The following is a 15265-nucleotide window of genomic DNA, read 5'->3' as shown; positions in this document are numbered from 1 at the left end:
TCTAGAACGCCTAGCAAGTCCAATCTATCCTACATCAACAAACATCGCGATCATCGTCTATTCCGAGACCTTTATTATAAACTTTTGGAGCATTTGTGGAATAGAAATTCCCCTAGACGAACTGAGCTTAACAGACTCAAGCGTAAAGTTTTTTTAATGGATGCTACCATTATTCCCTTATGCTTAAGTGTATTTGACTGGGCGAAGTTCCGCAGTGCTAAGGGAGCTGTTAAACTACATACTATACTTGATTATGATGGTTGTATGCCGAGCTTTGTGCATATCACAGATGGCAAACAACATGAATCTAAAATAGCTAAGACCATTTCATTTCCTAAAGGTTGTGTGGTCGTAGTGGATAGAGGCTACGTTGATTATGCTTGGATGAATGTTTTGGACAGCAATCAATGCTTTTTTGTTACACGCAGTAAAAGCAACATGAAATATACTGTGGTGAGATCATTTCAAAGTGAAGCACTCAAGGAAAATAACATCATTATGGATCAGCTCATTGAGCTTGACGGGGATGCTAAGAAACACTATCAAGGAAAGAAGATGCGTCTAGTTCGTTTTTGGGACAGCATAAATAATGCTGAATATGAGTTCTTAACGAACAATTTTACATGGAAAGCATCAACAGTAGCAGCTTTATATAAGGAAAGATGGGAGATTGAAACTTTCTTCAAACATCTAAAACAGCGTCTGAAAGTAACCAGTTTTGTTGGAACCTCAGAAAACGCTGTCTACATCCAAATTTGGACTGCATTAATAGGAATACTACTCTTCAAATACATACAGAAGAAAGCTAAATATGAATGGAACTTATCCAATCTGGTGAACTTTATTCGCTTAAATATATTTGTGAAAATTGATCTCTGGAAATGGGCAAATGATCCATTCTTTTCAGGAAAACCACCTGATAAAATTGGACAGTATAAACTCTTCTAAAGAAAATAGTGAGGATATAATTTGATTTTTCACAAAAAGCTTTCCTAATTAATAGAAGAGGGCAGATTTTTTTACACCCTAAATTTATTTAGGACAGCTGTGATTCATTTTTAAAGAAATCTAAAAAGCTTTCTTCTTGTGAAAAAAAAATAGCCCTCTTCAAATGCACCAGTAAGTAAACTGTTAGTTCTTTCTATTCGAATTTTATTTGCTGCAGCCTTTATTATTTCATTTTTTTGCCTTTCTAAGGGATCTTTAGTTTTCTTATTATAATATAGTTTTAAATACTCTCTTCGTGTGGTCCTACCTGTTTTCTGGTTGACAATAGGAGGATAATAGTCTAAATATAGACTTACACGACCATCTTTCAATTGACTTTCTCTTAATTTAACGTTTATCATGGTTATAACTTTATAAATTCAAAAATATCTGCTCGAGCTATAATAACACGCCTACCGATCATTGTAACTTTAATACGTTTATTTTTAATTAATCTCCATAATGTGGTTCGACTAACTCCTAATAGTTGACATGCTTCAACTATATTGAGTACTGGTCATTTGTTCCAACTTCAGTAGATATAGGATTTATTAATTTTTCACGAGATTCTTCCAGAGATTTCAGTAGTTTTTTATCACGAATTTGTTTTTTATAAAATCTACTATTACAAGATTTGCCACAGAATCTGGTAACTGTTGTCCTTGCTAAGAAAGCATTTCCACAATAATCGCAAATACGACTAGTCTTAATATTACTTGACATGTTTATTTTAGTTTATAATGTTTCATGAAAGCACCTCGTAATGTTTCCTGATGTTTCCTGATGTTTCATAATTCCACCACCTCATTTTAAATTTGTACGGATTTTGTATTTTTCATTTTCGACGTACAAAATCCGTACAAATCCATAACATAGAACGCAAACCAAATATAAAAAAAAAATAAAAGAAAAACCCCTTAAAATGTTAATTTTAAGGGGTTTGTATATTATTGGTAATTATAGTTTATTATCGTTTATTACGATTTATTTTCCGATACAAAACTTAGAGAATATATTCTCTAACAAATCATCTGTTGTAACACTTCCTGTAATTTCACCTAAATGATGTAAAGCCTGACGAATATCCATTGCAAGGAAATCTGAGGTAATTGGATTGTCTATACCATACAATACTTTTTCTAGTGCAGTTTGTGTATTTTGAAGTGCTTCAACGTGTCGAATATTTGTTACCATGACATCGTCAGTGTTAATATTGGAAAGATTCACTTGATCAAGTAATTCATCTTTCAGCTCATCAATACCTAACTGCTCTTTGGCTGATATATAAAGTGGTGTTAACACTTCATAATCTTGTCTCTGTGTATCTGTAAGAAGATCTGCTTTATTAATGATAGTAACAAAAGGAATTTGTAGCCCATCGACTTCCTTAATCTGCTCCTGTACAGCTTCAATTTTATCTTGTGTAGGGTCAAAAAGATAGATAATTAAGCGTGCTTGCTTCATCTTTTCTCTTGTACGCTCCACTCCTTTCGCTTCGATTACATCCTCGGTATCGCGTATCCCTGCAGTATCAATAAATCGGAAGGTAATACCATTAATATTGATTTCATCTTCTATCGTGTCACGCGTGGTTCCCGCAATGTCTGATACAATAGCACGCTCTTCATTCAATAAGGCATTCAATAAAGTGGATTTACCCACATTTGGTTTACCAGCAATAACGACTGGAACACCATTTTTCAACACATTACCTTGCTCGAAAGAAGAAATCAATTTATTAATTACCGAATAAATTTTTTGAATTAAATTCTTCAACTGATCTCGATTTGCAAATTCAACATCCTCTTCTGCGAAATCTAATTCAAGTTCAATAAGTGAAGCAAAGTGAACCAGGTCTTCACGCAGTTTCTTCAACTGATCTGAAAAACCACCACGCATTTGCTGCATAGCAACCTGGTGTGAAGCGGCAGAATTTGACGCAATCAAATCAGCTACCGCTTCCGCCTGAGATAGATCTAATCCTCCATTTAGGAAAGCACGTAATGTAAATTCTCCTGGCTTCGCTGCGCGCGCACCTTTACGAATTAGTAAATTGATGACACGCTCAATAATATATTTGGAATTGTGTGTAGAGATCTCAACAGAGTTTTCCTTTGTATAAGAATTAGGTCCTACGAATAAGGAAACCAACACCTCATCAATAATCTCTTCCCTTTCACGGATGGTGCCAAAATGAATAGTATGCGAAGCTTGTTTGATTAAATCTTTACCCTTAAAAACAGTATTAACCAGCGCAATTGCTTCCGCTCCAGAAACACGGATAACAGCAATAGCGCCTTGCGAACCCGGTGATGTAGCCAATGCTACTATGGTATCTTGTGTATTTGATGTGCTAAATGACATAGCCACAAAGTTAGGAAATTTTAAAGGCAGTAGAAATTAATTCGAAGAAGCCTTATTAGCTTCAGCAAAGTCCCAGACACTTGATTAGACGACAATCTTTTAAGCTCATTTATTTTGAATTGAAAAAAATCATTTTTCTGCTAAGGTTATTTTAAAATATTCGTTTATACAGTATAACCATTATAAACGACATGTCGACATCTTCCGAATTAGCAGTATTGCTAAAAAAATATATTGAGGGATCAATTCTTCCAGCTGAACAGCAACTGCTTGAAGATAAACTTGCTCATGATCCTATACTACGAGAATATGTTGAAGAACTGTTGCAGGGTGATACGCTTATTCGCGAATATGAGGATTGGCTGGCTGCACGAAAATTGATGGATGATGACATACTGCAAAGCATCAAAAGCCAAACGTTCAAGCGTATACAGCAAGACTTACATGTACCTGATGTAGAAGAATCTCCTTCATCGAAACGTAACTCTATTCGCTTGCTACAAATTGCCGCAAGTACTGCCGCAGCAATATGCCTATTTGCGGGGCTTTGGTTCGTTTATCAGCAATCAAGCACGGAAAGCAACCTTACAAGCAGTCAAGTGGATCTTTCTCCTGCAATAAATAAGACCACATTAACTTTATCTAACGGTGAAAAAATCGAGTTGCGCAATGACCAGCAGGGTATTATGCTAGCAGAAGGCCTGAACTACACCGATGGAACAGCAGTTACCAGTCTTGATGCTGGTGAGCTCAGCAACCTCAACGCTACGATTCATGTTCCTAAAGGCAGCATGTACCGCGTAGTATTAGCTGATGGAAGCCGTGTCATCCTTAATGCCATGTCAACGCTGACCTACCCACTAGCATTCGCTCCAGATTCGCGAGAAGTAACACTTTCTGGTGAAGGATATTTTGATATAGTAAAAAAGATGCAAGCGGGAAAAAGAGTTCCTTTCATCGTACATACCGCGCAGCAGCAAGTATCCGTTACGGGTACACAATTTAATATTCGTGCGTATGCAGACGAAAAATCAACGATAAGTACACTTGTCGAAGGAGGAATTACAGTAAGCAACGGAAAAAATAAAGTTCATTTACAACCTAATGAGCAAGCTAGTACATCCTGGGGTAATATACAAAAGCAAGTTGTTGATGCCTCAGCCTATATCGCTTGGACCAAAGATAAATTTCTCTTCCATGAGACTGAACTCGCTGAAGTGCTAGGCAACATTAGCCGTTGGTATGAAGTAGAAATTCACGATCAAAGCAATCGTGAGGATATGCATTTTTATGGAGAAATAGCACGGAATAAAAAGCTAAGTGAAGTTTTGAATTTGTTAGAAAAAAGTGGGGTAAAATTCCAAATTAAAAAGCAAGCTACACAGCATCACCTATATGTAATTAAATAATCTAATTATGAGATAAACAATGAAAACAACCTATTGTCGGAAAAGGTATGGAGCCTAGACCGTCAGCAACAAATGGCAGAGAAAGTTCTGCAGGAACACTAAACAAAATAAACCAAAATTTGAGAACTCAACATGATGACACCTATTACTCAGAAATTTAAGTATAAAGGTTTTTACGAATCTTTATCGACTTGGATGCTGCCAGTTAAGATGACCATAATGTTCACCTTACTATGCTACTTTCAGGTATCAGCTTTCCATGGATATGCACAGAATATCACAATAAGAGCCAAGAATACACCGCTCATCAAAGTAATGCAATCCATCCAAGCACAACATGGTATTCCATTTTTACTCAATGGGAAAGATATTTCACAGACAATACTAAGTGCTGAGATTGTAAATACACCGCTAGATAAAGCATTAGATAAACTGCTAAGCCCGAAGTCTATCGATTGGGAAATGGTTGACGGCACTTTAATACTAAAGAGAGCTGCAACTAAAAATACAGCTACTAACGTTAAAAATACCAATACAGCACGACAATCCCGCATCCTGCAAGGACGCGTGGTAGACCAACAAGGTAATCCTATCGCTGGCGCTATCATCGTAATCGTAGGTACTACAACAGGCGTAACTTCGGATAGTCAGGGGAATTTTAGTATAGAAGTGACTAGTACACCAGCGCGACTACAAGTGCGCTATATAGGCTATGAAAATACTGAAATGACTATAACGAATCAGACGTCAGTACAAATCACGTTAACACAAGCCAATGATAGTATGGAGGAAGTAGTCGTGGTGGGCTATGGTACCTTAAAAAAGAAATTGACTACGGGATCTACTATTCAGGTAAAAGGCGATGACCTTACAAAACTCAGTACGCCAAATATTCTAGAAAGTTTGCAAAGTCAGGCTCCCGGCGTGCAAATTACGCAAAATTCGGGAATGCCCGGCGAGAGCTTTAAAGTTACTATTCGTGGATTAGGAACTATAGGAAACTCCTCACCTCTTTATGTTATTGATGGGATTCCAGGAGGAAGTATTGACATGCTTAATCCTTCGGACATTGAAAGTATTGATATCCTAAAAGATGCTGCTTCTGCAGCTATCTATGGCTCACGGGCAGCGAATGGTGTTGTACTTATCACGACCAAACAAGGTAAATCTGGTCGTACGCAGGTTCATTTAGATAATTATGTAGGCTTTCAAAATCCATACAAACTTCCTTCGCTTTTAACAGCAAAAGAATATATGACCATACAAGATGAGCGTCGATTCAATGAAGGTGCTGCACCATACGATTGGGCTTCTCTTATTCCAAAGCAATACCAACAGATTGAAGATGGTACATGGAATGGAACCAACTGGTTAAAAGAAATTAGTAAGGATAATGCTCTTTTACAAAATTTATCGCTTAATATGATGGGCGGCAACGAGCAATCTAAATTTTCGATTGGCTATTCTTTATCCAATAGAGAGGGAATTATGGGGGCACCTGTAGAACCGGATTTTCAACGCCACACCGCTCGTATTAATTCGGAACATGTATTGTATAAAAATGACAGTTTCGATGTCATAAAATTTGGTGAAAATGTAAACTACGCCTATAGTAATCGCTCTGGAATAGGTATTGGAAATATCTATTGGAATGATGTACACAATATGTTGGTTGGCAACCCTCTCCTACCTATTTACGATAGTGAGGGCAATTTTTATGATCATCTGGATAAAGTTAATGACGGATGGATATTTGATGGTGCGACGGCAAATCCGGCGGCCGAAATGTATTACAGACGTGGACAAAATCTTTCAAAAAGTCACAGCCTTTCAGCAAATGCTTATTTGGAGATACAACCAATTGAAGGGTTAAAGTGGCGTACAAATTTTGGTTACCGCATGAGTGCGTCTTCTTACCGTCAGTACACCCCTACATATCAACTTTCAACTACAATTACTAATCCTATTGATGACATTTCACAAAATCAGAGCTTAGGTTACAATTGGGTTTTAGAAAACACGCTGAGCTATGGTTTCCAACCTGTAAATGAACATCAGTTAGATGTTGTCATCGGACAATCAATTGAAAAAGGAGGCTTAGGAGAAGGCTTAAGCGTGACTACAGCAAATTCTTCGTTCCCTGGACAATGGGACAAAGCTTTCGTAGGCAATGGCCAAGGTTACGAAAACTTTATTCCAGCAGTAGGCGGAATGCAATGGCCTGCTGGCAGATTATCTTCTTTCTTTGGACGCGCAAATTACGATATAAAAGAAACATATATGGCATCGTTTACCTTACGTGCGGATGGATCTTCTAATTTTGCACGTGGCAACCGTTGGGGATACTTCCCTTCAGCATCTGCAGGGTGGATTCTATCCAACGAATCGTTTCTACAAGATAATAGCACAATAGATTTCTTCAAGGTAAGAGCCTCTTGGGGTCAGAATGGTAACGCCAGCATAGATCCTTTTCAATATTTAGCGACAATAGCTATAAATCAAAAAAATGGCTATTATTTCGGTGATAATAAAACCTCACTTATACGTGGTGCTTATCCAGATATTTTGCCTAATCCTGATATTAAATGGGAAACCTCCGAACAAATTAATATCGGTTTTGATGCACGATTTGTAAAAAATAAATTAAATCTAGTATTTGATTGGTACAAAAAGACGACCAAAGACTGGTTGGTTCAGGCTCCTGTTCTAGCTATCTATGGTACGAGTGCGCCATATATTAATGGTGGAGATGTAGAAAACAAAGGTGTCGAGTTTGGCTTAAACTGGAATGATAATGCAGGTGAATTTTCTTACGGTGTAGGAATTAATGGTGCCTTCAATAAAAATAAGGTGTTAAGGATTGCAAACTCAGAGGGTATTATTCATGGAGCTTCAGACGTACTGAGTCAGTCTACTAAAGAAATGTATCGTGCACAAGTAAATTACCCCATTGGCTATTTTTACGGCTTTCAAACAGCTGGTATTTTCCAAAACCAACAACAAATTGATGAGCTTCGTGCGCAAGGTCATGGCGTGTTGCCAACATCACAACCTGGAGACGTAATCTTTGTAGATTATAATGGTGATGGACAAATTACAGATTTAGATAAAACAATTATTGGAAATCCACATCCTGACTTTAGTGGAGGTATGAATTTTAATTTTGGCTATAAGGGATTTGATCTAAATCTGACTGCTATTGGTTCTTTTGGTCATCAAATCGCGAAATCATATAGATCTTTTGCAGATAGTCCATTACAAAATTATACGACAGAAATCTTTCAACGCTGGCATGGAGAAGGTACAAGTAATCGTTACCCACGATTGACCAATGGTGCACACCCCAATACTTTAAATATTTCTGATATCTACATCGAAGACGGTGATTTTGTAAAAATACAAAATATCACATTAGGGTATGATTTCAAACGTTTATGGAACAGAGCACCTTTTACACAAGCAAGATTTTATGCTACGGTACAGAACTTAGTAACTTTTACGAACTACAGCGGAATGGATCCAGAAATTGGGTATGGTAATGACAGATCTTGGGTATCTGGAATTGACTTGGGTTTTTACCCACAACCACGTACAGTGATGTTTGGTCTTAACCTTAAATTTTAAAGAGAGATGAAAAAAGCATTTATACTTATGTTATTGGCAGCAAGCCTAAGCTCGTGCGATAACTTCTTAGATACAGAAAGTTTTGACAAAAAGAATACAGGTAATTTTCCCGTAACAGTAGCTGATGCACAAGTCATGCTCACGGGCATATATAACAGCTTGAATGCAGCAGTTACAAATGTACAAAATTCACATTTTTATATGGCTGAACTTGCTTCTGATGATAGATTTGGAGGTGGCGGAGAGAATGACCGTGACATGCAAGGATTAGATCACTTGATGAATACGCAACCTGATCGATTTTTAACATTTTGGACCGCGCGTTATCAAGGTATTTTTCGTGCAAACACTGCATTAGAGACATTAAGCCAAGTTACTGGATGGTCTACTGAAGCTGAATATAATCAAACATTAGGTGAGGTACATTTCTTACGTGCACTTTATTATTTTGAATTATCGCAAATGTTTGGGGAGGTGCCTTTGGTGACTTCATCAATAGTTTCAAATGTACCGAAATCGCCTGCTGAGGAGACGTATGCCGTTATCGCGCAAGACCTTAAGACGGCAATAGAGATCATGCCTAACACGCCATACAATACAGTGACTTCCGGTCACGCGACACGATGGGCTGCACAAGCTTTAATGGCTCGTGTATTTCTATTTTATACAGGCTATTACGCTAAATCAGAGCTACCTCTTTCCGATGGTGGAAGCGTAGGTAAAGCTCAAGTCATAGGATGGTTGGAAGATTGTATCTCTAATAGTGGGCATGGACTTATTGATGACTTCCGTAACCTTTGGCCGTATTCTAATAGAATAACCAAGCCAGATTATGCTTATGCAAAAGATAATAACTTAGAATATGCTGGTGAAGGGCATAAAGAAACAGTTTTCGCTGTAAAATTTGGAACTCTAGCGGATTGGGGTGATACCTATATCTTGGGCTATACCAATCAATTGAATTTACACTCAAGCTTACGTTCCAATAATGGTCAAGCTAACACCTTTCCATTTGGACAAGGCTGGGGTGCTGGTCCGGTGAATACTAAGTTATGGGATGACTGGCGTGCTGCAGAACCAAATGATATACGCCGTGAAGGTTCAATTATAAATGTTGAGACTGATTTATCAGATTATATTTATGGGGCAGACAGCCAAATGGAAGAAACCGGATTTTGGCAGAAAAAATATATAGCCATAACCGCATATGACAATAAAGCTTTAATACCCTCTTATGCCATTCTTGCCGATGGAGCACAAGCTGATTATCAGCTCGCACATACTCAAGACATGGTGTTGATTCGTTTTGCTGATGTATTATTGATGCACTCTGAGCTAACAGAAACAGCCACAAACCTTAACCGGGTACGCGATCGAGCTAAATTACCTGCTATTACTTATTCCTTAGCTGCGCTGAAACGCGAACGCCGTTGGGAGTTGTCATTTGAAGGATTACGTTATTTTGACCTAATGCGCTGGCACGATGCAGCTGATGCTTTAGCAAGTCAAGAAGGGGTAGCTATTAAAAATAAGAATGTCGACACACAGATGAGAGGTTTTGGGGGTGGATACAGAGCTAGGTATGAGGCTACAGGAGGATTCTGGGCTATCCCTACATCACAAATCGCACTATCTGATGGTGTGCTTTTACAAAATAAAGGTTGGGGCGAAGCCGCTCACGAATATACTGGATGGTAATTTAAAATCTAAAAACATGAAAAATCGTACAATATATTTTCTATATAGTTTACTCGCATTATTTGTTCTTGCATGTGATCCCCTAGAAGACCGTATGAATATAGGTTCTGCTATTACTGCCGAGGAACTAAAAATCAGCGCAACGCCGATAATCGTAAATGGAAAAAAAAGTAATAAAGTCATATTGGTAAATAATAGCCCAGTACTATCATCTTGGAATTTTGGGGTAGGTGTTACACAAAAAATGACTGACACCGTGTTGATGGTGGCCACTGGGCAAAGTCAAATATTATTTACAGGACGAAACGCTGATGGTACTACAATTACCAAATCATTAACCGTCGATATCGATGAACTTACCTTTGAAGTGCCTTTAGAATGGGGCTTTCTTACAGGGGGCTCCGAAAAGACTTGGGTTTGGGATACAGATAAACCTGCAGTATGGGGTAATGGTGGATACAAGGGTAATTTTGGGCCCGCTTGGTGGACATTGCAAGAATCGGATATTAATGGGCAAGCAGCTAATGAGGGTGTAGGTGCTAAAATGACATTTTATCTAAACAATGCTGAACTACACAAAGTGAAATCAAACGGTACTATTGAAAAGGGTTCCTATAAATTCGAAATGGACAAGCAGGTACTTCTTGAGGACGGAACAGTTTGGGCAAAAGGTAAACTTACTACAAAAGGAGTTACAGTACTCTGTGGTAAATCTCCAGACGAGGGTGGAATACCTGTATACGAATATGATATATTGGTGTTAAACGGAAGCGAGATGATGCTTTCCTACGCACCACCAGGTACAGGGGCATGGGGAGCTGCTTATTTTTGGGCTTTTAAAGTACAATAAAAACATTTTATCTATTGCAAAACAGGGGTACATAAACATAGGTTATTGTACCCCTATTTTATGATGCGTAAATCTCATAGTCCAGAGGTAGATGAATCACAAAATCAGAAAATAAATCGCTTAAAATTCTTGCATAAAGTTTTGAAAAATAGTATATTTATCATAACCAATATAAATCCTACCATTGGAAATGAAAGAAGAACATTTAACTAATCTTAGATTGGGTAGTGAGTCTGCACTATCGTATTTTATGGATTTATACAGTCATAATCTTCATTTTTTCGCTTATAAACTTGTTCGGGACAAAGATATTATCCCTGAAATAATTTCTGAATCTTTTGTTAAGCTCTGGCAAAATCGCACACAGTTTTTCTGCATAGAAGAGCTAAAAAGTTATTTATACGTCGTAGTACGTAATAGCTGTTTAGATCAAGCAAAGAAGGTTCGAGAGCGCTACATTCATGGACAAATGGAGGAAGCCTTTCGAATCCCAAACAGTGAAAATGATATTTTAACAAAAATAATCCATACTGAACTCATCACCCTTCTTGGCGAAGAACTGGAAAAACTCCCTAAACAACAAGCTGAAATCTTTCGTCTCACTATCATTGAAGGTAAAACTACTCATGAAGTATGTGAAGAGTTGCAAACAACAGCTAGTACAGTATACTTCGCTCGTTCAAAAGCTATTACTACCCTGCGCGGTGTATTTTCGAAAAAAAACATCTCTTTGTATCAACTCGCAACACTATTACATTTGTTATAGTATAAATATATGTAAAGTGAATTCTTAATCTAAGTTTGAGTAAAGTATTAATTTCAATTTTTATGTTCTATGAAGAGACTTTAAAAATACTGCTCAAAAATAGGTATTCGAATAATAAGCACCAGTTAAAATCTAAGATGTGACTAGCGTTTGGGATGGAGCAAAGATGGAAACCAATAAAATCATCGTGCAACTAAAAATGATTTGAGGAAATACATCTCCTAAATTACATCAACCTAAAAAACAACCATAACTATCCTGATCTATTGCTGTTAAAATTTCATGTAAATTATTGGAGTTAGGTTTTGGCTCATATGTCCCCCACTTCCCCGTTCCACGCATCCAGTAAAGTTTCCATAATTTAGAAGATTTCGCAAATCTTAGTTTCGCATATGGCAACTCTAAAATATTTGTTGGATCATTCCATTGCGGTCTGATTTCAAATAGTAAGGCAGTTTGTCCATCCCAAGAATAACCAAAATCTAATTCTTTACGAACTTCTTCGTTTTTCGGTCTTTTTGCCTCTACGAAGTTCTTTAACTGAACTTCTATCATAGAAATAGGTTCTTTCATTATAAATTTAATATTATTGGATTATTCTTCATTTCATACCAATCGTCCAATACGCTAGCGTTAACAAACGTAGTTTCTGCTTTCGTAACGTTTCCGTATTGTTCGTGAATATGTCCAAAAATGTGGTATTTAGGTTTTACTTGGTGTACCCGTGAAAGCAAATCCTCACACCCTGTACGTTTTCCATAAAAAGTTTGATCCAAAATGCCTACTGGTGGGCCATGAGTAATCAAAACATCTGTATCATTGGGAATTAAATCCCAATGTTTTTTAATATCTGCCCCACGATCACGATTAAAAGCCCAGTTGTTGAACCACGGAGTAATAGGTGATCCCCAAAATTTGAAACCATTAATCACTACACTTGAATCATTCAAATACATTATCCCATCAGGAATTATTCGAGATATTTCATCAAACTCTGCCTGTTCAAAAAGGAAATCATGATTTCCTGCAATAAATATTTTATGCGCGTGATTTTGCTCAACAAACCATTCTAAAAAATCTATCACCTGTTGCTTTGTTCCTCGGCTACTAATATCCCCAGCATGAACAAGAACATCCCCATCAGGAATAATAAGGTCTCGATGTTTACCGTGCGTATCAGATATAGCAATTATTTGCATTTTCAAATTTAAAGAATATTCGCATTATAACTATAAAAGTTAAAGATCTGTTTATAAAAGCGTACTGCATTATTTTGGATAGATTTTGGTGATATATCAACATTTTGATTACATTAGAAGTTATAATAACGTCTTATTTTTTTATATCCAGATATTAATTTGAGTATTATATTAAAGCTAATAGTTAACCATACTCGATAAGTTCCAACCCTATTTTCCTTATTATGAGCTTATATAAAGAATAGAATTCGTATTAATACACTCCAAATTTAAATGTAGACAACAATTTTTGACTTTTTTTCAATCAAACCATATTAGAGTTCAACTCTTAAGATATTATTGAAGCACCTAGAAATTAAAGATAGCGATCAACTTTATAATTCTACATAAGAGTAGAATATTTAGAGACATTATCCAATAAATGCTTAAAATTGTTTTTGACTCATGCAGTGTAGAACTTTAGGTATTTTGAGTGAACAAAGTTTAAAAATTCATTATACAAATGGTACTTCAGGTGTTAAAAAAATAAAATTTTTTGACTATCTAAAATAAGATTAAGAAAAGTATTTTAATTATTTTTTAAAGTTACTTGCAAGCTTTAAATTCAAATGGAATATTTATAACCTAACTATTTATGTTGTATAAAATCTCATTATACCATCATTTTTACGTACCATTGCAATAACAAATTATCTATTAATATTGAGATATTTTTTTCATATTGCCTATCACGGTCAACAATTTGGTGGATGGCAAAGACAGCCGGATGTGTTGAGTATTCAGGAGCTGATCGAAAATGCGTTGCACAAAATATTGAAAACGCCAACTACAATATATGGCTGCGGCAGAACGGATAGCCAAGTGAATGCAAGTCAATATTTTTTTCATGCTGATATCGCGGAACATTTTGAATATGATTTATTATTCAGGCTTAATAAAGCACTTCCTAGTGCAATATCAATTTATGAAATCCTGCCAATGGAAGGTACACCTCATGCGAGGTTTGACGCGACACAACGACAATACGATTATTTTTTACATACATACAAGGATCCTTTCTTAAATATGCAGAGTTCATTGTATCTTCATCCTAATTTAAATTTATCGAAGATGAATGAAGCAGTAAATCTGCTTCCCAAGTATCAAGACTACCGTGCATTTTGTGTACATCCTGATAAAAATGAACATACACTATGCAACGTTTCCCAGGCTAATCTGTACGTTAACTCTGCTGGTGACAGGATACGGTTTAATATATTGAGTAATCGTTTTTTAGGTAAAATGATTCGTATCCTTGTAGGGAAACTAATACTAATTGGAAGAGGGCAATTGTCGGTCTCGGAATTTGAAAATCATCTTATTACAAAAGAAATACCAAAAATTTTAATCCCCGCCTACCCTATTGGCCTTTATTTATCAAAAGTGACTTATCCATACCTAGACATACCAGCACGGACCTCATTAATGTCTCCCATGCAACATACGGAATGGCTCAAGATATAAAAAGGAAAATCTTCTGTAAGAGTGAATCACTATATATAGCAGTAAACCGTAGATAATTGCTATAAAATAACAATACATTATAGCTTTAATTAATGAAGTATCACCCTATTAACTAACTATTATATTATATGACACTATTTTAAAAATTTTGTCACTATAGTTTCTTCAAGTTTTTATCAAATTTGGGATAAATCCCACAATAAAAAGCTATCAACCGACCGGGCTTATGCTGTATTATATGCTCTCGTATCTAATGAGATAGATAAGACGCGATTGACTGCGAAAGGCTATGGTAGTGAAATACCTTTAGTAGCAAACAATTCCGATGAAAACAAAGCTAAAAACAGAAGGGTTGAGTTGGTAAAAATAAACTAATATAAAAAAGCTGTTTCTACTTATGTAGACGCAGCTTTTTATATCTGAATATTTTCTTACATGGACAAATTACGTAGGAATACCATTATTTAAACTAAATCATAAAGCCCCCACCGAGTAAAATTGATTTGATAATCCTGTTTAAAAAAAATATTCCAACAAAAGCTGCCTACTATTTAGATATACGCCCTAAATTAAAATTTAAGTGATCAGTATTAAATATTTTACTCATTTAAAAAATCCAAAAAAATTAATCAATCAACACCTCACCAAATAGATCCGTATTACGAATATTGTTTAAAGCATCATCAATTACAAGTAAATGATTTTCTTGTAGTGGTATTGAGGCTTTAGCTACCCAATTACTATCTAAATTAAAGAATTCCTCCATGTTGACCTTTTCAGGAATCCATGTTGGATTCTCATCTATTAAGGAATTATTAGAACGCAGAATAGTATAACCCTGCATTTTCAGTTTTATTAAAATGGG

The 15265-nt window shown here is 36.3% G+C and carries 15 protein-coding genes; 8 read left to right on the top strand and 7 right to left on the bottom strand.

Going from position 1 to position 15265, the window contains the following annotated elements; all coding sequences use genetic code 11:
- Positions 1 to 948 (top strand): IS4 family transposase (locus GOQ16_RS05660; RefSeq protein ID WP_160068408.1); only part of this gene is annotated, 948 nt, incomplete at its 5' end.
- 110 nt (positions 949 to 1058) lie between these two features.
- On the opposite strand, the gene GOQ16_RS05655 is transcribed toward GOQ16_RS05660, so the two are convergent.
- The 4 genes from GOQ16_RS05655 to mnmE form a co-directional block, all read right to left on the bottom strand.
- A complete protein-coding gene (locus GOQ16_RS05655; protein WP_192922508.1) occupies positions 1059 to 1349 on the bottom strand; it encodes a hypothetical protein in 291 nt (96 codons plus the stop codon).
- Between the two features lie 2 nt (positions 1350 to 1351).
- Positions 1352 to 1438 (bottom strand): hypothetical protein, encoded by an 87-nt coding sequence (locus GOQ16_RS18405; RefSeq protein WP_438865726.1) that lies wholly within the window; start codon positions 1436 to 1438, stop codon positions 1352 to 1354.
- Positions 1439 to 1488: 50 nt separating this feature from the next.
- Entirely contained in the window at positions 1489 to 1710 is a 222-nt protein-coding gene (locus tag GOQ16_RS05645) for a hypothetical protein (protein WP_160068407.1), read from the bottom strand.
- 261 nt (positions 1711 to 1971) lie between these two features.
- Entirely contained in the window at positions 1972 to 3351 is a 1380-nt protein-coding gene (gene mnmE, locus GOQ16_RS05640) for a tRNA uridine-5-carboxymethylaminomethyl(34) synthesis GTPase MnmE (protein WP_160068406.1), read from the bottom strand.
- Positions 3352 to 3542: 191 nt separating this feature from the next.
- On the opposite strand from mnmE, the gene GOQ16_RS05635 reads away from it, so the two are divergent.
- The 5 genes from GOQ16_RS05635 to GOQ16_RS05615 all read left to right on the top strand — a co-directional run bounded on the left by GOQ16_RS05635 (position 3543) and on the right by GOQ16_RS05615 (position 11698).
- A complete protein-coding gene (locus tag GOQ16_RS05635) occupies positions 3543 to 4760 on the top strand; it encodes a FecR family protein (protein WP_160068405.1) in 1218 nt (405 codons plus the stop codon).
- Positions 4761 to 4892: 132 nt separating this feature from the next.
- Positions 4893 to 8384, top strand: a complete 3492-nt coding sequence (locus tag GOQ16_RS05630; protein ID WP_240140963.1) for a SusC/RagA family TonB-linked outer membrane protein — start codon at positions 4893 to 4895, stop codon at positions 8382 to 8384.
- A gap of 6 nt (positions 8385 to 8390) precedes the next feature.
- The gene (locus GOQ16_RS05625; protein ID WP_160068404.1) at positions 8391 to 10082 is read left to right on the top strand and encodes a RagB/SusD family nutrient uptake outer membrane protein; all 1692 of its coding nucleotides are present in this window, start codon (positions 8391 to 8393) and stop codon (positions 10080 to 10082) included.
- Positions 10083 to 10098: 16 nt separating this feature from the next.
- Positions 10099 to 10932 carry a hypothetical protein gene (locus tag GOQ16_RS05620; RefSeq protein ID WP_160068403.1) on the top strand — a complete coding sequence of 278 codons (834 nt, stop codon included), beginning with the start codon at positions 10099 to 10101 and terminating at the stop codon, positions 10930 to 10932.
- Positions 10933 to 11122: 190 nt separating this feature from the next.
- Entirely contained in the window at positions 11123 to 11698 is a 576-nt protein-coding gene (locus tag GOQ16_RS05615) for an RNA polymerase sigma factor (protein ID WP_160068402.1), read from the top strand.
- Positions 11699 to 11929: 231 nt separating this feature from the next.
- Here the strand turns inward: GOQ16_RS05615 and GOQ16_RS05610 are convergent, their stop codons facing one another.
- Both GOQ16_RS05610 and GOQ16_RS05605 read right to left on the bottom strand, forming a co-directional pair.
- Positions 11930 to 12253: a DUF3024 domain-containing protein gene (locus tag GOQ16_RS05610; protein ID WP_204987427.1), complete on the bottom strand. Its 324-nt coding sequence runs from the start codon at positions 12251 to 12253 to the stop codon at positions 11930 to 11932.
- A 17-nt stretch (positions 12254 to 12270) separates the two neighbouring features.
- A complete protein-coding gene (locus tag GOQ16_RS05605; RefSeq protein ID WP_160068400.1) occupies positions 12271 to 12897 on the bottom strand; it encodes a metallophosphatase domain-containing protein in 627 nt (208 codons plus the stop codon).
- A 702-nt stretch (positions 12898 to 13599) separates the two neighbouring features.
- Here GOQ16_RS05605 and GOQ16_RS05600 point away from each other — a divergent pair.
- Together GOQ16_RS05600 and GOQ16_RS18115 are read left to right on the top strand one after the other, a co-directional pair.
- Entirely contained in the window at positions 13600 to 14400 is an 801-nt protein-coding gene (locus tag GOQ16_RS05600; RefSeq protein ID WP_160068399.1) for a tRNA pseudouridine synthase A, read from the top strand.
- A gap of 156 nt (positions 14401 to 14556) precedes the next feature.
- A complete protein-coding gene (locus tag GOQ16_RS18115) occupies positions 14557 to 14775 on the top strand; it encodes an OmpA family protein (protein ID WP_160068410.1) in 219 nt (72 codons plus the stop codon).
- 250 nt (positions 14776 to 15025) lie between these two features.
- Here the strand turns inward: GOQ16_RS18115 and GOQ16_RS05590 are convergent, their stop codons facing one another.
- Entirely contained in the window at positions 15026 to 15244 is a 219-nt protein-coding gene (locus GOQ16_RS05590; RefSeq protein WP_160068398.1) for a hypothetical protein, read from the bottom strand.
- Positions 15245 to 15265 lie beyond the last annotated feature (21 nt).

Origin of the sequence: Sphingobacterium bovisgrunnientis, assembly GCF_009829085.1 — a bacterium.
Taxonomy (GTDB): domain Bacteria; phylum Bacteroidota; class Bacteroidia; order Sphingobacteriales; family Sphingobacteriaceae; genus Sphingobacterium; species Sphingobacterium bovisgrunnientis.
Note: the sequence above shows the minus strand (reverse complement) of the source record. Positions and strands in the feature narration are given on the sequence as shown.